The organism is Hydrogenophaga sp. GW823-FHT04C09 (assembly GCF_058796355.1).
Map to the genome: position 1 here is coordinate 212857 of NZ_JBXAIO010000007.1, position 15317 is coordinate 228173.

Genomic DNA, 15317 nt, shown 5'->3' on the forward strand with positions numbered 1-15317 from the left:
TCAGGCCGCCTTGAGTTGTTGCTGGTAGCCCTTGAGCACCTCCTCGCGCATCACCGCCCAGATGGCGGCGTGCAGCTCGACGAAGCGGGCGCTGGTCTTGATCTCGGCCACGTCGCGCGGGCGCGGGATGTCGATGGCGAACTCGCCGATCGGGTGGCTGGCCGGGCCGGCGCTGAGCACCACCACACGGTCGCTCATGGCGATCGCCTCGTCCAGGTCGTGCGTGATGAAGAGCACCGCCTTCTTCTTCGCGGCCCAGAGGTCGAGCACCTCGTTCTCCATCAGCTGGCGGGTCTGGATGTCGAGCGCGGAGAAGGGTTCGTCCATCAGGATGATGTCGGGGTCGAGCACCAGGGTCTGCGCCAGGCTGGCGCGCTTGCGCATGCCGCCGCTCATCTGGTGCGGGTAGCGGTCGCCGAAACCGCCCAGGCCCACGCGGCGCAGCCAGTCCTCGGCCTGGGTGCGCGCCTCGGCCTCGGCCACGCCACGGAACGACAGGCCCGCCATCACATTGCCCAAGGCGGTGCGCCAGGGCATCAGGCTCTCGGTCTGGAACATGTAGCCGGCGCGCGTGTTGATGCCCTGCAGCGCTTGCCCGAACACCCGCACGCTGCCGGTGCTGGGCGCGAGCAGGCCGGCCGCGACATTGAGCAGCGTGCTCTTGCCACAGCCCGTGGGGCCCACCACGCTCACGAACTCGCCCGCGCCCACGGTCAGGGTGACGTTCTGCACCGCCGTGTAGCGCTGGCCGGGGTCGTCCTTGCTGATGAAGGTGCAGGACACGCCCTGCAGGTCGATCGCGGCTGGACTCGTCACATCAACCCTTCGGGTATTTCGCGTTGGCCTTCTGCACGAAGCTGTTGGTGTAGACGGCGTTCAGGTCGAGCTTGGCCTTGGCCAGTTCGGCGTCCACGCTGGCCAGGGCGCGAAAGGCGGTGTCCGCGCCCTTGGCCGGGAAGCTGCCGTCGGGCGAGAGCGCGCCCTTGGCGGCCATGAAGGCGTCGATGTAGACCGCGCGGTCGCCCAGCAGGTAACTCTCGGGCACGGCCTTGATGATGTCGCCCGGGCCGGCGGCCTGGATCCACTTGTCGGCGCGCACGATGGCGTTGGTGAGCGCCTGTGCGGTGTTGGGGTTCCTGTCCAGGAAGGGCTGGGGCGCGTAGAGGCAGGCCGCCGGCATGGGGCCGCCGAACACCTTGGCCGACTCGGCAACGATGCGCGTGTCGGAGATGATCCTGAGGTCGCCCGAGCGCTGCAGCAGGGTGATGACCGGGTCGAGGTTGCTGATGGCGTCGATCTGGCCCGCGCGCATCGCGGCCACCGCGCCGTTGCCTGCGCCCACGCCGACGATGCTCACGTCGCTGGGCTTGAGGCCGGCCTTGGCGAGCACGAAGTTGACCATTACATTGGTCGAGCTGCCCGGCGCGGTCACGCCGATCTTCTTGCCCTTGAGGTCGGTGATGGCCTGGTAGCCGCCCATGGTCTTGGGGTTGACGCCGAGCACGATCTGCGGTGCCAGGCCCTGCAGCGCGAAGGCGCGCATGGGCTGGCCCTTGAACTGCATGTTGACCGTGTGCTCGAAGGCGCCGGAGACCACGTCGGCGCTGCCACCCACCACCGCGGCCAGGGCGCGCGAGCCGCCCGCGAAGTCGACGATGGTCACGTCCAGCCCCTCGGCCTTGAAGTAGCCCAGCTGTTCGGCGATGGTCAGCGGCAGGTAGTACAGCAGGTTCTTGCCGCCCACGGCGATCGTGACCTTGGGTTTCTCCAGGCCCTGCGCGAATCCGAACGGGGGCAGGACCGCGGCGGCCAGGCCACCGGCCATCAGGTGTCGTCTTTGCATGGGTGTCTCCTTGGTTGCGAGCGCCGCCAGGGCTGGGCGAAATGCCCCTGGGGGTATGCTGGAAACACCATGGTAGCCCGGGGCCCGGCCCCGCGCATCCGGGAAATCACGGCAGGGGCAGGCCGTCCACGAAGACCTTGAGCTCGTTGGGCTCGAAGGCGGTCCATTGTTCGTTGCTGGTCAGTGGCGTGGTCACGACCACGGCGGCGCGGTCGCCGGGGTGGTTGAGTTCGGCGAAGTTCACCGTCCAGTCCTGGTCCATCAGCGTGGCCTGGGCGAACGGGTGCTGGCGCACCAGCCAGTGCAGCTTGGTGCTGCAGTGGGCCCACAGGGCCTCGCCGTTGGAGAGCAGGAAGTTGAAGGTGCCGAACCGGCGCACCTGTGGCACCAGCTCGCGCAGCGTGAGGGTGAGTTCGCGCACGTCGGGCAGGCCGGCGTGCGACTTGGCGAGTTCCTGCATCAGCCAGCAGAAGGCGCGCTCGCTGTCGGTGGTGCCCACCGGGCGGAAGTGGCTGTGCAGCGTGGGCGCGTAGTCCTTCAGGTCGCCGTTGTGCGCGAACACCCACTGGCGGCCCCAGAGCTCGCGCACGAAGGGGTGGGCGTTTTCCAGCGCCACGGCGCCGATGGTGGCTTTGCGCACGTGGGCGATGATGTTGCGGCTCTTGAGCGGGTACTGCTGCAGGAAGGCGGCCATCGGCGAGTCGGACGCGCTCTGGTGGTCCACGAACAGCCGCAGACCCTTGCCTTCGAAGAAGGCGATGCCCCAGCCATCGGCGTGGTGGTCGGTCTTGCCGCCGCGCTGGCAGAAACCGGTGAAGCTGAAGGCCGCGTCGGTCGGCGTGGCGCAGTTGAGTCCGAGCAGTTGGCACATGGTGTTTATTGTGACGCCTGGGCCTTGGGCGCCGCCTTGAGTCTCAGCGCGGCGGTCAGTGCGAGCGCACAGATGGCCGCGAGCATCAGAAAAGTTTCCTCGAACGCCGCCACGCGCGCCGGGGTGGCCACGCCGCCGGTGGTGAGCTGCGCGCCGTGCGCGGCCAGGCGCCATTCGAGCACGATGCCGCACAGGCTCACGCCGGCCGCGCCGCCGAGCATGCGCAGGAAGTTGATGACGCTCGCGCCCTGTGCGATGTCCACGCGCTCCAGCCCGCGCATGGCGCCGATGTTGAGCGAGGGCAGGATGAAGCCCAGGCCGATGCGGCCCACGATGGCCCAGGTGACCAGCAGCGGAATGATCTGCGCCGGGCGGCTGGGGTCGATGGTGGCCATGAGGCCGAACGACGCGGAGAGCAGCACCAGGCCGATGCTCACCAGCCGGTGCGTGGGCTGCTCGTCGGCCAGGCGCCCCACCACCGCGATGGCCACCGCCAGCACCAGCCCGGCCGGCAGCAGGATGGTGCCGACGTGGGAGGCCGACAGGCCCAGGCCGCTCTGCATGTACACGGGCAGCAGGTAGGTGGAGCCGAACAGGGCGATGCCGTAGATGAAGGCCACGATGCTGCCCATCGCGAAGCGCCGGTCCTTGAACAGCGTGAGGTTCATGAGCGGGTCCGTGCCCTGGTCGGGCTGGCGCCGGCGCGCGCGCAGCGTGCGCCGCTCCAGCACCATGAAGGCCAGCAGCGCGAGGAACGCGCCACCCAGCAGCAGGGTGGCGGTGGTGGCGGTGCCGCCGTGCAGCTCGACCAGGCCGTTGAGCAGGCACAGCGTGCCCACGGCGGCCAGCAGCAGGCCGCGCCAGTCCAGCCCGCCGCCCTGCGGGTTGGCCGCGGCGCCGCCCGGCGAGGTGGTGGGCACGAAGCGGTGCGCGAGCCAGAGCGAGGCCAGGCAGAACGGCACCACCATGAAGAAGATCGAGCGCCAGCCGAAGCCGTCCACCAGCAGGCCGCCGATGCTGGGCCCGAGCGCGGGCGCGAGCACCACGCCCATGCCGAAGATGCCGCTGGCCCGGCCCTGCTCGTGCGGCTGGAAGGCGCGCAGGATGATGATGGCCGGGATCGGCTGCACCACGCCCGCGGCCAGGCCCTCGGCCACGCGCGCGGCCAGCACCACCGGGTAGTCGTTGGCGAAGCCGCCGGCCATGCCGCCCGCCATCAGCAGGCACATGCAGCCCACGTAGGTGCGCCGGTAGCCGTAGCGCGCCAGCAGCCAGGGGGTGGTGAGCATGGAGACCGTCATGGCCGCCATGAAGCCCGAGGTGACCCACTGCGCGCGCTCCTGGCCGAGCGTGAAGTGGTGGCTCATGTCGGGGATGGCCACGTTGATGATGGTGGACGACATGATGGCCGCCATGGTGCCGACCATCACCGAAAGCAGCAGCAGCCAGCGGTAACGCTCGCCGTACCGTTCGCGCAAAGCGGGCAGGGAGTGGTCGGGCGGTGGGCTCATGGGGTGGGTGCCGTGGTGACGGTCAAGCTTAGCGCCTTTGCGGGCCGGACCGCGAACGGGCGCGTGTCATCGGGCACCGTAGGGGGGTCGGGTATATTGCCCCAGGTCTTTTTGTCTCTCTCCGCGCCCTTCTCCCTCCATGCCACCTGTCCCGAACGCTTCACTGATCATTCGCGGCCTGCTGCTGCTGATCGTGGCGGCCGGTGTCTACTTCTTCCGTGGTTTCCTGGTGCCGGTGCTGGCCGCGCTCATCATCGGGTTCGCCAGCTGGCCGCTGTACCGCCGGGGCGTGCGCGCCTGCGGCGGGCGCACCGCGCTGGCGGCCAGCCTGGCCCTGGTGGTCGTGGTCGTGGTGCTGGTGGTGCCGCTGAGCCTGGCCCTGCACTACGCGCTGAAGGAGGCGGGTGGGCTGGTGGCCTGGCTGCTGGACGTGAACCGCTACGGCGCCCCGCCGCCGCAGTGGATCGAAGCCCTGCCCTGGGTGGGCGAGACGCTGGCCACCTACTGGCGCGAGCACCTGGGCGAGCCGCACGCGCTGGGCGACTGGATCCAGCTGCTCAGCGGCCAGCACATCGGCAACATCTACCGCATGGTGCTCAGCGCCACGGGCGATGCCGTCAACCTCGCGCTGACGGTGCTGTTCATGCTGATCACGCTGTTCTTCGTCTACAAGGACGGCGCGCGCATCGCCGGCCAGCTCGACACCATCGGCGAGCGCATCCTGCCGCTGCAATGGCAGCGTTTCTCGCGCGTGGTGCCGGCCACCGTGAGCGCCACCGTGACCGGCCTGGGCCTGATCGCCATCGGCGAGGGCGTGGTGCTGGGCGTGGCGTACTGGGTGGCGGGCGTGCCCTCGCCGGTGCTGCTGGGCGTGGCCACCGGTTTCATGGCGCTGATCCCCGGCGGCGCGCCGCTGTCGTTCAGCCTGGTCTCGCTCTACCTCGTGGGCTCGGGCCACCTGTGGGCCGGCGTGGGCCTGTTCGCCTGGGGCTCGATCGAGCTCTTCATCGTGGACAAGACCCTGCGCCCGCGCCTGGTGGGCGGGCCGGTGAAGCTGCCCTTCCTGCCGACCTTCTTCGGCCTGGTGGGTGGCGTGAAGACCATGGGCCTCGTCGGCCTGTTCGTGGGCCCGGTGCTGATGGCGCTGCTGGTGGCGATCTGGCGCGAGTGGCTGCACAGCCTGAGCGCGGCGCCCGCGCCGCCGCTGGTGCCGCCGCCCGAGGCGGACCAACCGCCGCGCGAGCCCTAGCCGGCCGCTTCGCGCGCGGCGCGCAGGGCCTGGGCCACGCAGGCCGCGCAGATGCAGGCCTGGCCGCGCGCGGCCTCGGGGATGCGCTTGAACAGATCGGGGCTGAAGGTCGCGTCCACGCACCAGCAGGGCGGCTGGGGTTCACCGGTCTCGCGCTGGATTTCCATCGCGCAGCGGTTGTCGGCGCCGCAGAGCGGGCAGCGGCCGGGGTCGATCGTGGGGGCGGACATGGCGCATAGGGTACTCGCCCCGCGCCGCCGCGTCAGCGCTGGGCCTGGCGCTGGTGCGCCGCGGTCTGCCGGCCGGCCCGCTTCTTCCACCAGATCCAGACGCCCGTGCCGCTGAGCCCCGCGCTGGCCAGGCCAAGCAGGAACACGGCGAGCTTGAAGGGCTGGCCCCACACGTCGGCCATGTGCAGCGCGAGCAGCCAGGTGGTGAAGGTGTCGCCGCCCGATTCGCCGGTGGGCACGTAGCTGCCCAACCGTGCGCCGGTGGCGGCGTCGAAGTCCAGCGAGGTGGTGCCGCGCCGGTCGCGGATGTCGCGGTCGCTGCGCACGCGGTAGTGGAAGCTGCCCCGGTGGGGGCTGTACGACAGGCGCTCTTCGTTGAGCACGTTGAAATCTTTTTCGCGCGCGAGCTCGGCCATGAGCGCGCGGCCCTGCGCCAGCCCGGCGTGCCAGCCCATGGCGGGTTCGTCGCGCGGCACGGGTTTCACGGCCGGCGCTTCGGTCCGCTCCTGCGTGCCCGCCAGGCTGTGCATGGTGGGGTAGTAGACCTCGCGCAGGTTGAAGGCCACGCTGGACCAGGCGAACACGAACATCCAGGCCCAGAGCCAGAGGCCGCCGGCGCGGTGCAGGTCGAACCAGCGCTTGTAGCGGCCCTGCGCCCAGCGCACCCGCCAGGCCGGTGCCCAGCGCGTCCACCAGCCGGTCGCCCGCGTGTCGGCGCGTGGGCCGCGCGAGCGCGGCAGGGTGAGCGCCGCGCCCACGAAACAGTCCAGCGTCCACAGCAGCGCGATCACGCCGAAGGCGTAGGTGCCCACCGTGCCCAGCGCCTCCTGGTAGTGCAGCCGGTAGATGAAGGGCATGAGGTTGCTCCAGCCCTGGCTGATGTCGCCCCAGCGCCGCCCGCCCAGCACCTCGCCGCTGTAGGGGTCGACGAAGACCTCGTCCTCCTCGATCGGCCGGTGGCGGCCGGTGGCCGGGTCTTCCGGCCCTTCGATGAAGAACACGGCCGGCGCGCCGGCGGGCTGCGTGAGCGGCACGAAGTTGACCTCGGCCTGCGGATGGCGCGCGAGCACCTGGTCGCGCAGCACCAGGGCCGGCAGCGGCTGCGCGCCGGCCGACGGCGGCACCACGCGCAGCCACTGCGGGTTGATCGCCGCGTCGAAGGCGTGGTACCAGGCCAGCACGGCGCCGGTGAGGCCGGCCAGGATGAGGAAGGCCGCCATCACCAGCCCCACGTACCGGTGCAGCCACACCAGGCCGTTGCGCAGGTCGACCGGCATCAGAAGCGCAGGGTCGCGGTCAGGCGCAGTTCGCGGCCGGGTTCGCGCGAGCCCACGATGCCCTCATAGCCCGGGATGCGCTGGAAGTCCTCGTTGCTCGCGTGGTCCAGGTAGTCCTTGTCGAACAGGTTGCTGATCGCGAAGGTCAGCGTGAAGCTGTCGCGGCCGGTCGGGCGCCAGTTGGCGTAGAGGTCGTGCACCGCGTAGCCGGGCTTGCGCACGCGGCCCACCGGCGTGTCCAGCGAGCCGATGCCCTGCACGAAGCGGCCGGCCCAGCCCACGTCCACGCGCGAGGTCACGCGCCAGTCCACGCTGGTGGTGAGGGTGTTGCCCATGCTCGCGCCCAGGCCGTTGTGGTCGTACACGTTGAGCCGCTGGCCGTTGAGCGTGGCGCGGTTGTGGTGCAGGCCGGCGCCGAGCTGCACCTGCTTCCAGTCGTAGGTGGTGTGCAGCAGCGCGCCGCGCGAGCGCAGTTCGCCCACGTTGAAATAACGCGCGGGATTGCCGATGGGGTCGGCGATCACGTCGCGGATGGTGGTGTCGTAGACCTTGCCGTTGAAGCGCCAGGCGCTGCGCGTGTACTCGAAGCCGAGCTCCGAGGTGCGGGCGCGCTCGGGCCGCATGTTGGGGTCGTTGGTGATGGTGTCGAGCTTGAAGGCGTCGCGGATCTTGGGGCCGCGCAGCGCGCGCGAATGCCCGGCCAGCAGGGCCAGCTGCGGGGTCACGCCGTAGCGCACGCTGGCGTTGGGGCTCGTGCCGCTGTGGCTGAACGACAGGCCGTTGGTGTCCTTGAGCGTGTAGCGGTCGTGGCGCGCGCCGAGGTCGAGCGTGAGTTCGGGCGTGAGGGTGATGCGGTCCTGCACGTAGAAGCCGGTCACGCCGCCGCGCTCGCGCTCGGACGTGGGGTTGGTGGCCGGGCCGGCGCTGCTGCGGTCCTTGCGGTGGTCCACGCCGTAGGTGATCTCGTGCCGCTCCAGGTGCGAGGTGTTGCGCAGGTCGAAGCCGGTGGATTCGATGCTGCCCCGGTAGCGGCCCCAGCGGCCGATCACGTTCTGCTCGATGTCGGTGTCGGTCTGGTAGAGGTTGAAGGCGACGTCGAACAGCGGGTTGGACGCCGGGCGGTAGGTGTAGCCCAGGTTCCAGGTCTCGCGCTCGCTCTGCAGCGGGTAGGCGCGGTTGAAGCTGCTCGCGATCCACTGCGGGCGCTGGGTGCGCAGGCCTTCGTCCTCGTGCCGGTCGTAGCTCAGGCGCACGGTGTGGTCCTGGGCCAGCTTGCCCACGAGCTTGAAGAAGCCCAGCGCCTGCTGCGAACCGGTGTTGGCGACGCGCCGGCCCGCGCCGTCCTGGTAGTCCTTGAAGTCCTGGTCGGTGAGCGCGGCCATGGCCGACCAGTTCTCGGCGAGGCGGCCGTACACGCTGGTGTGCAGCTTGAGGCCTTCCGAGTTGCTGAAGTAGCTGCCCTTGAGCAGCGCGCCCACCGACTGGCCTTCGCGCAGCAGGTCTTCGGGATCCTTGGTGACGAAGCGCACCACGCCGCCGAGCGCGCCCGGGCCGGCGGTGGCGTCGCCGGTGCCGGGGCGCACCTCGACGCGCTTGATCAGCTCGGGCTCGAGCTGCACGCGCCCGGTGTGGTGAAAGGCCTGGGCCACCTGGCCCGCGCCGTCGATGGTGACGTTGAGCAGCGTGTCCTCGACGCCGCGCAGGTAGATCTTCTGGGCGATCGCGTGGCCGCCGCCCACGGCCATCTCGGGCTGGCTGGCGAACACGTCCTCGAGGTCGTTCGCGGCGTGGCGCTCGAGCGTGCGCGCGGTCACGATGCCGGGTTCGACCGGGCCGGGCTCGCCCTCGAGCCGAAAGGTGCCGGGGCTGGTGCGCTCGGCCACCACGCGCACCTCGCGCAGCGCGCGGTCGGCCGCGGGCGCGGCCGAGGCCGGGCGCAGCACCACGCTGCCGCCTTCCAGGTGGGCGTCCAGCCCGCTGCCGGCGAGCACGCGCTCCAGCGCCTCGCGCAGGCTCATGGTGCCGCTGAGCGCCGCGGCCGACTTGCCGGCGACCAGTTCGGCGTTGACCGAGATCGCCACGCCGGCCTGGCGCGCCAGGGCATTGAGGGCCTGGCCGAGCGGCTGCGCGCCGAGGTTGAAGGCGTGCGGCGCCGCGAGGGCGGCCGACGAGGCGCCCTGGGCCAGGGCGGCGGAGGCCCCCAGGGTGGCGAGGGCGGCGGCGCAGGCCAGCACGGTGGCGCGCCAGCGGCGCGGGGCGGAGGGCAGGGAACGGGGCATGGAAAAAGGTCCTTTCAGCAGGGTGGTCTGCTGTGAAGACGCGGCCCGCGCCCGGAACCGGACAATTTTTTTCAGCGCCGCGCGGCGATGCGCACGCCGCCGTCGGCCAGGCGCTCGGTGCGCACCGGCAGGCTGGCGGGCAGGCTGTCGACGAACACGCCCGGCGAGCGCAGCGGGAAGCTGCCGGTCAGGCGCAGCCGCGCCAGCGCCGGGTCGTCGTCGAGCCGCAGCGGCGCGCCGAGGTAGTGATTCCAGCGCGCGACGGCCTGGGGCAGCGGGGTGTTGTCGAACACCAGCCAGCCCTGGCGCCAGGCGGCGATCTCCGCCGTGGCCACCGGGAGCACCGGGCCCAGGGCCTGCGCCTCGGTGAGCACCGCCTGGCCGGCGCCGAGCACGGTGTCCACCGGCCGGGCCAGCGCGGCGCCCACGCCGCCTTCGGGCAGGGGACCGGCCCACACCGCCACGCGGCCTTGAGAGACGGCCACGCGCATGCGCGACTGCCGCGCCTCGACGGTGAACACCGTGCCCAGCACGCGGACCTGGCCCCAGCGCGTCATGACGAGGAAGGGGCGGTCCGCGTCGGCCGCCACGCTGAACTGCACCTCGCCCTCGTCCAGCCAGGCCTCGCGGCGGTCGCGGTACAGCGCGATGCGCACGCGCGTGTGGGCGTCCAGCGCCAGGCCGCTGCCGTCGGGCAGGGTGGTGGTCTTGATCTGGCCGCGCGGCGTCTGCAGCGCCACCTCGTGCAGCGCCTGCCGCCAGTGCCAGCGCGCCAGCGCGCCCGCGCCCAGGAAGAGGGCGCCCAGGCCCAGCACCGAGAGGGCCTTGCGCCGGCCGGCGCGCAGGCGCTCCTGGTGCGAGGCCGGCAGGGGCAGTTCGCCGCGCAGGGCATCGGCGCTGGTGGCGTCCCAGCCGGCGCGCGCGGCGCCGTAGGCCGATTCGTGCGCCGGGTGGGCGCTGCGCCAGTGCGCCAGGGCCTCGCGCGCGGTCTCGGCGGTGCGCGCGTCGCCGCCGTGCACGCGGGCGATCAGCAGCAGGGCGTGTTCGAGTTGCGCGCGCGGCGAGGCCGCGGGCGCGTGAGGAGGGGTGCGGGTGGCGGGCATCGGCTCAGGCGGCGTGTGCCGTGGCCAGGTCCATCAGGTCGCAGACCGCGCGCACCACGTGCTTTTCGATCGCCTCGACGCTCACGCCCTGGTGCTCGGCCGCCTCGGCGTGCGTGTGGCCATAGACGCGCACCAGGATGAAGGCCTCGCGGCGGCGGCGCGGCAGCGTGGCCAGCCGCACGGCCAGCCGCGAGAGCTGCTGGCGCGCGCTGGCGATGCGGTCGGCCGAGGGCGCTTCGTCGCGGTGGATCAGGCCCAGCGTCTCCAGCATGCCGGCCTCCACCCGGCGGCGGCGCGCGTCGTCGATGACGATGTTCTTGCCCGTGCGGTACAGCAGGGCGCGCATGTCGCGCACCAGCGCCTGGCCGTCCATGCCCAGCACGCGGGCGTAGCTCTCCTGCACCACGTCGGCCGCCGCTTCCCGGTTCTGGAGCGCGCGCGAGAAGTAGTTGAGCAGCTCGGCGTAGTAGTGCGTGGCCACGGATGGGAAGATGTGTAAATGAGAGTTATTCGCAATTATGCGCGGTGTGCCGCCGTGCGCAGGCGACAGCCCGTCGGCGCGCGCGTGGCTACCATGGGCCGCATGAGCGCCGACCCCACCCCTTCCGAAGGCCGCATCCGCACCGAGGTGCAAGGCCCCGTGCTGCTGATCGTGATCGACCGCGCGGCCAAGCGCAACGGCTTCACGCCGGCCATGCTGCAGGCGCTGGCCGAGGCCTACACCCGGCTCGACGACGACCCCGCGCTGCGCGTGGGCGTGCTGCACGCCGAGGGCGACCACTTCACCGCCGGGCTGGACCTGCCCAGCTTCGCGCCACTGATGCAGCGCGGCGAACGCGCCATCGCCGAGGGCCTGGTGGACCCGCTCAACCTGGGCCGCCCCGGCCTGCGTCGCCGCACCAAGCCGATGGTGGTCGCGGTCAAGGGCATCACCTACACGCTGGGCATCGAGCTCATGCTGGCGGCCGACATCGTGGTCGCGGCCGACGACTGCCGCTTCTCTCAGCTGGAGGTGCAGCGCGGCATCATGGCCACGGGCGGCGCCACGCTGCGCATGGCCGAGCGCGCGGGCCTGGGCAACGCCTTGCTGCACCTGCTGACCGCCGACGTGTTCGACAGCGCCGAGGCGCTGCGGCTGCACTTCGTGCAGCGCGTGGTGCCCGCCGGCAGCGAGCTCGACGAGGCCCTGCGCATCGCGCAGGCGATCGCCCAGCAGGCGCCGCTGGCGGTGGTGGCCACGCGGCTCAACGCGCTCAAGGCGGTGGAGGAAGGGCCGACGGCGGCGGCCGACGAATTCGAGGCCACGCAGCGGCGCCTGGCGAACAGCGAGGACGCGCGCGAAGGCGTGTTGTCCTTCCAGGCCAAGCGCGCCGCGCGCTTCACCGGGCGCTGAGCGGCGCCGTCCCGGCCAGGGCCGGCTCGCGCCGGCGCCCGAGGCGGCCCAGCGGTTGTTCCACCGCGTGGTGGAACAGGGCCCCCGCCACGTTGCACGCGAGCCAGGCCAGCAGCACACCGAGCGTCTGCACCTCGGCGTCGGCGCTGCCGTAGCGCGTGAACAGCGCGTTGACCACCAGCGCGATGGGGAAGTTGAGCAAAAACACCGCGTAGGAGATGCGGCTCAGGTAGGCCACCACGCGGTTGCGCGGCCAGGTGAACAGCCAGCCCTGGCGCTGCGAGCAGGCCAGCGCCAGACACACCGCGAGCGCCAGCGCGATGCGCTCGCGGAAGTCGATCGCCAGCGCCAGCAGCGTCATCGCCACCAGGGCGCCGAGCAGCCAGCGGCCGCTGCGCCAGGCCTCGTCGCTGTGGGTGGCCCACCAGGTCAGCGCGCCCAGGCCGTAGGCGCCGAAGAAGTACAGCGCCCAGCTGTCCCAGTCGCTCTCGCGGTTGAAGTGCAGCAGCGAGGCCGCCACCACCACCACCACCAGCGCCTGCGCCCAGGCGCCGGCCGCGTGCTGGCGGCGCGCCAGCCAGAGCAGGCCCAGCAGCAGGGCGTAGAGCTGGAAGTCGATCGCCACGTACCAGACGCCGGCCGAGAGCGAGTCCACGTCCAGCAGGGTGTGCAGCAGCAGCGCGTGCGAAATGAACTGCCACAGCCCGGGCGGCGCGGAAAGCGAGTCGTGCGCCATCCACAGGCGGGCCAGTTCGGTGCACAGCATGGCGACCAGCAGCGAGGCGATGTAGGGCAGGGCGGTGCGCACGTAGCGCTGGCCGACCTGGCCCAGCGGCGAGGCGGCGCGCAGCACGCCGTCGGGCGCGAGGCTGCGCGCCGCGAGGAAACCCGCGACCACCAGGAAGACCTGCACCGCCATGCGTGCGTCCTGGCTGAACCAGGTCACGAGCTCGGGCGCGAGCCGGTGCGTCCAGTCCGACATGGGGCCGTAGAAGGCGAGGTGGTGCAGCACGATCAGCTGCGAGCCCACGGCCTTGAGCAGGTCGATGAACATCAGGCGCTCACCCGCGCCGAGGCTTGCAGCGGCCCTCACAGCGCCGCCACGCCGCCGTCGCTGCGCGGGTCGGCCGCGCCCTCGATCACCCCGTCGGGGTGGCGCACCAGCGCGCCCGCGTGGCCCATGGTGTCACTGAAGGCCTCGGGCAGTTCCTCGATCACGTGGCCGGCGTCGCGCAGGGCCTGCACCAGGGCCGGGTTGAAGCGGCTCTCCAGCTTGAGCGTGGTGCTCTTGTCGCCCCAGGTGCGTCCCAGCAGCCAGCGCGGCGCGCTCACGGCCTGCTGCAGCGGCTGGCCAAAACGCGCGTAGCGCGTGAACACCGCGGCCTGCGTCTGCGGCTGGCCTTCGCCGCCCATGGTGCCGTAGGGCATCACGCGGCCGTCGTCGAACAGCGCCAGCGAGGGGTTGAGCGTGTGAAAGGGTTGGCGGCCCGGCTCGAGGTGGTTGAGCGCCTGCGGGTCGAGCGAGAAGCTGGTGCCGCGGTTCTGCCAGCAGATGCCGGTGTCCTGCAGCACGGTGCCCGAACCGAATTCCCAGTACACGCTCTGGATGAAGCTGACCGAGCGGCCCTGGGCGTCGATCGCGCCCATCCAGATGGTGTCGCCCGGCGCGGCCGGGTCGGGCCAGGGCAAGGCCTGGCGCGGGTCGATCTGCGCGGCCAGGGTGTCCAGCGAGGCGGCCTCCAGCAGGCTTTGCGGGTCGGTCGGCAGGCGCCCCGGGTCGGTCACCACGCGGTCGCGCACGCGGAAGGCGCGCTTGGTGGCCTCCACCAGGCCGTGCAGGTGCTCGAAGCCCTCGCCTTCGCTCACGCCCAGGCGGTCGAACAGGCCGAGGATCATCAACGCCGACAGGCCCTGCGTGGGCGGCGGCAGGTTGTAGACCGTGCTGTCCTTCAGGCGCACCACGAGCGGTTGGACTCGCTTCGCGCGGTAGGCCGCGAGGTCTGTGGTGCGCAGCGGGCTGCCCAGGCGCTCCAGCTCGGCACCGATGCGCCGGCCCAGCTCGCCGCGGTAGAAGTCGTCCAGGCCGCGTTCGGCCAGCGTGGCCAGGGTCTGGCCCAGCGCGGGTTGCCGAAGCAGGTGGCCGGGCTCGGGCGGCTGGCCGTCCACGAGGTAGGTGGCGGCGAAGCCCGGCGCGTCCTTCAGGCCGTCGAGCTTCTGCCGGGTCAGGGCGGACTGGCTGGTGGTGACCACCACGCCGTCGCGCGCGTGGCGGATCGCGTCGGCCAGCAGGCGCGCCAGCGGCAGGGCCTGGCCCCAGGGCGCGGCCAGGTTCAGCGCTTCGGCCCAGCCGCCGAGGGTGCCGGCCACGGTGAGCGCGGCGGTGGGGCCGCGCGCGGGGATCTCCTGCGCACCGGCATAGAAGTCGCGCGTGGCCAGCGCGGCGGCCGGTCCGCTGGCGTCGATCGCCACCACCGGCTGCCCGGGTTCGTGGATCAGCCAGAAACCGTCGCCACCGATGGCGTTCATGTGGGGGTAGACCACGGCGATGGCCGCGGCGGCGGCCACCATGGCCTCGACCGCGTTGCCGCCGTCGCGCAGCACATCGCGCCCGGCCTGTGCCGCCAGGTGATGGGGTGCGACCACCATGCCGCCCAGGGCCTTGTGGGTATGGATCATCGGAAAGCGTCTCCTGCGCGTCGGGAAATGAACATGGGGCAACCCGCTATTGTCGCGGCGCCGCGAAGGGCCAAATCCGGGCCGTTGACGCGCCAGCGACGCCGGGGCATAGACTGGGCCGCATGAGTTCCCCTTCCTGGCCCGTGCTGCCCACCCTCATCGCCGTTCTGCTGGTGGTGTTGCTCGCGACCTCGGGCTGCGCGGTCTGGCGCATGGGCCAGGCCCGGGAGCTGGCCCAGCGCAGCGAGCCGCTGCAGCAGGCCCCGGCGGACGCCACGCTGCGCCTGCTCATCGTGGGCGACAGCACCGGCGTGGGCACCGGTGCCAGCGACCCGCGGCACAGCCTGGCCGGCCTGCTGGCGCAGGCCTACCCGAGGCTGCACATCGACAACCGCGCCAGCGATGGCGCGACCTTCGCCCAGGTGATCGGCCAACTCGAGGCCGCCACCGCGCGCCACGACCTGGTGCTGGTGCAGGCCGGCGGCAACGACGTGATCCGGCTGCGCGCGCTCGACGGCGTGCGCGCCGACATCGAGCGCGTGGCCGTGCTCGCCCACGCGCGCGGCACTCGCGTGCTGCTCATGCCGGCGGGCAACGTGGGCAACGCGCCCTTTTTCTTCGCACCGGTGTCCTGGCTCATGAGCTCGCGCGCCCGTTCGATGCATGGGTTCGTGCGCGAGGCCGCGGCGCGGCACGGGGCGGTGTACGTGAACCTGTTCAAGGAGAAGGCGGACGACCCGTTCGCCCAGCGGCCTGAGCTCAACGCGGCCGATGGCCTGCACCCCAGCGACGCGGGCTACCGCGTGTGGTTCGACGAACTCATGGCGCAAGGCCGGCTCGAGCCCGTGCTGGCGCCCGCGAAGGCACGCTAGCGCTGCGGGGTCT

General features: G+C 72.0%; 14 protein-coding genes. 3 read left to right on the forward strand and 11 right to left on the reverse strand.

The genetic code is table 11. The annotated features are described in order from the left end of the window. The 4 genes from AC1Q9M_RS19655 to AC1Q9M_RS19670 all read right to left on the reverse strand — a co-directional run bounded on the left by AC1Q9M_RS19655 (position 1) and on the right by AC1Q9M_RS19670 (position 4225). Complete coding sequence (locus AC1Q9M_RS19655; RefSeq protein WP_492435317.1) at positions 1 to 816, reverse strand: ABC transporter ATP-binding protein; 816 nt, start codon at positions 814 to 816, stop codon at positions 1 to 3. Between the two features lies 1 nt (position 817). Then, positions 818 to 1843 (reverse strand): ABC transporter substrate-binding protein, encoded by a 1026-nt coding sequence (locus AC1Q9M_RS19660; RefSeq protein ID WP_492435319.1) that lies wholly within the window; start codon positions 1841 to 1843, stop codon positions 818 to 820. Positions 1844 to 1949: 106 nt separating this feature from the next. Further along, positions 1950 to 2714: a class II glutamine amidotransferase gene (locus tag AC1Q9M_RS19665; protein ID WP_492435321.1), complete on the reverse strand. Its 765-nt coding sequence runs from the start codon at positions 2712 to 2714 to the stop codon at positions 1950 to 1952. Between the two features lie 5 nt (positions 2715 to 2719). Beyond that, a complete protein-coding gene (locus AC1Q9M_RS19670; RefSeq protein ID WP_492435322.1) occupies positions 2720 to 4225 on the reverse strand; it encodes a DHA2 family efflux MFS transporter permease subunit in 1506 nt (501 codons plus the stop codon). Positions 4226 to 4364: 139 nt separating this feature from the next. Between AC1Q9M_RS19670 and AC1Q9M_RS19675 the strand changes: the two genes are divergently transcribed. Next, positions 4365 to 5474, forward strand: a complete 1110-nt coding sequence (locus AC1Q9M_RS19675; RefSeq protein ID WP_382162887.1) for an AI-2E family transporter — start codon at positions 4365 to 4367, stop codon at positions 5472 to 5474. Here the strand turns inward: AC1Q9M_RS19675 and AC1Q9M_RS19680 are convergent. From AC1Q9M_RS19680 to AC1Q9M_RS19700, 5 genes are all read right to left on the reverse strand, one after another. Beyond that, positions 5471 to 5704, reverse strand: coding sequence for a cysteine-rich CWC family protein (locus AC1Q9M_RS19680; RefSeq protein ID WP_492435324.1), 234 nt, complete (start codon positions 5702 to 5704; stop codon positions 5471 to 5473). The two genes, AC1Q9M_RS19675 and AC1Q9M_RS19680, sit on opposite strands and share 4 nt — an antisense overlap. Before the next feature lie 32 nt (positions 5705 to 5736). After that, positions 5737 to 6981: a PepSY-associated TM helix domain-containing protein gene (locus AC1Q9M_RS19685; protein ID WP_492435326.1), complete on the reverse strand. Its 1245-nt coding sequence runs from the start codon at positions 6979 to 6981 to the stop codon at positions 5737 to 5739. Beyond that, the gene (locus tag AC1Q9M_RS19690) at positions 6981 to 9260 is read right to left on the reverse strand and encodes a TonB-dependent receptor (RefSeq protein WP_444688009.1); all 2280 of its coding nucleotides are present in this window, start codon (positions 9258 to 9260) and stop codon (positions 6981 to 6983) included. Before AC1Q9M_RS19690 ends, AC1Q9M_RS19685 begins: the two co-directional genes overlap by 1 nt. 71 nt (positions 9261 to 9331) lie before the next feature. Beyond that, positions 9332 to 10363, reverse strand: coding sequence for a FecR family protein (locus AC1Q9M_RS19695; protein ID WP_444688010.1), 1032 nt, complete (start codon positions 10361 to 10363; stop codon positions 9332 to 9334). A 4-nt stretch (positions 10364 to 10367) separates the two neighbouring features. Then, entirely contained in the window at positions 10368 to 10844 is a 477-nt protein-coding gene (locus AC1Q9M_RS19700) for a sigma-70 family RNA polymerase sigma factor (protein ID WP_492435328.1), read from the reverse strand. Between the two features lie 102 nt (positions 10845 to 10946). Here AC1Q9M_RS19700 and AC1Q9M_RS19705 point away from each other — a divergent pair, with 102 nt between their 5' ends. Continuing rightward, a complete protein-coding gene (locus tag AC1Q9M_RS19705; RefSeq protein ID WP_492435330.1) occupies positions 10947 to 11756 on the forward strand; it encodes a crotonase/enoyl-CoA hydratase family protein in 810 nt (269 codons plus the stop codon). Here the strand turns inward: AC1Q9M_RS19705 and AC1Q9M_RS19710 are convergent. Together AC1Q9M_RS19710 and AC1Q9M_RS19715 are read right to left on the reverse strand one after the other, a co-directional pair. After that, positions 11743 to 12810 (reverse strand): acyltransferase family protein, encoded by a 1068-nt coding sequence (locus AC1Q9M_RS19710; protein ID WP_444688013.1) that lies wholly within the window; start codon positions 12808 to 12810, stop codon positions 11743 to 11745. The two genes, AC1Q9M_RS19705 and AC1Q9M_RS19710, sit on opposite strands and share 14 nt — an antisense overlap. Positions 12811 to 12845: 35 nt before the next feature. Next, a complete protein-coding gene (locus tag AC1Q9M_RS19715; protein WP_382327631.1) occupies positions 12846 to 14432 on the reverse strand; it encodes a gamma-glutamyltransferase family protein in 1587 nt (528 codons plus the stop codon). A gap of 122 nt (positions 14433 to 14554) precedes the next feature. Between AC1Q9M_RS19715 and AC1Q9M_RS19720 the strand changes: the two genes are divergently transcribed. Further along, entirely contained in the window at positions 14555 to 15304 is a 750-nt protein-coding gene (locus AC1Q9M_RS19720; protein WP_382322890.1) for an SGNH/GDSL hydrolase family protein, read from the forward strand. The last annotated feature ends 13 nt before the right edge of the window (positions 15305 to 15317 follow it).

What these genes read in the sequence shown, in the direction of transcription:
- AC1Q9M_RS19715 (WP_382327631.1), bottom strand. Translation starts at nt 14,432, where the DNA reads ATGATCCATACCCACAAGGCCCTGGGCGGCATGGTGGTCGCACCCCAT.
- AC1Q9M_RS19665 (WP_492435321.1), bottom strand. Translation starts at nt 2,714, where the DNA reads ATGTGCCAACTGCTCGGACTCAACTGCGCCACGCCGACCGACGCGGCC.
- AC1Q9M_RS19710 (WP_444688013.1), bottom strand. Translation starts at nt 12,810, where the DNA reads ATGTTCATCGACCTGCTCAAGGCCGTGGGCTCGCAGCTGATCGTGCTG.
- AC1Q9M_RS19660 (WP_492435319.1), bottom strand. Translation starts at nt 1,843, where the DNA reads ATGCAAAGACGACACCTGATGGCCGGTGGCCTGGCCGCCGCGGTCCTG.
- AC1Q9M_RS19690 (WP_444688009.1), bottom strand. Translation starts at nt 9,260, where the DNA reads ATGCCCCGTTCCCTGCCCTCCGCCCCGCGCCGCTGGCGCGCCACCGTG.
- AC1Q9M_RS19685 (WP_492435326.1), bottom strand. Translation starts at nt 6,981, where the DNA reads ATGCCGGTCGACCTGCGCAACGGCCTGGTGTGGCTGCACCGGTACGTG.
- AC1Q9M_RS19720 (WP_382322890.1), top strand. Translation starts at nt 14,555, where the DNA reads ATGAGTTCCCCTTCCTGGCCCGTGCTGCCCACCCTCATCGCCGTTCTG.
- AC1Q9M_RS19695 (WP_444688010.1), bottom strand. Translation starts at nt 10,363, where the DNA reads ATGCCCGCCACCCGCACCCCTCCTCACGCGCCCGCGGCCTCGCCGCGC.
- AC1Q9M_RS19680 (WP_492435324.1), bottom strand. Translation starts at nt 5,704, where the DNA reads ATGTCCGCCCCCACGATCGACCCCGGCCGCTGCCCGCTCTGCGGCGCC.
- AC1Q9M_RS19705 (WP_492435330.1), top strand. Translation starts at nt 10,947, where the DNA reads ATGAGCGCCGACCCCACCCCTTCCGAAGGCCGCATCCGCACCGAGGTG.
- AC1Q9M_RS19670 (WP_492435322.1), bottom strand. Translation starts at nt 4,225, where the DNA reads ATGAGCCCACCGCCCGACCACTCCCTGCCCGCTTTGCGCGAACGGTAC.
- AC1Q9M_RS19675 (WP_382162887.1), top strand. Translation starts at nt 4,365, where the DNA reads ATGCCACCTGTCCCGAACGCTTCACTGATCATTCGCGGCCTGCTGCTG.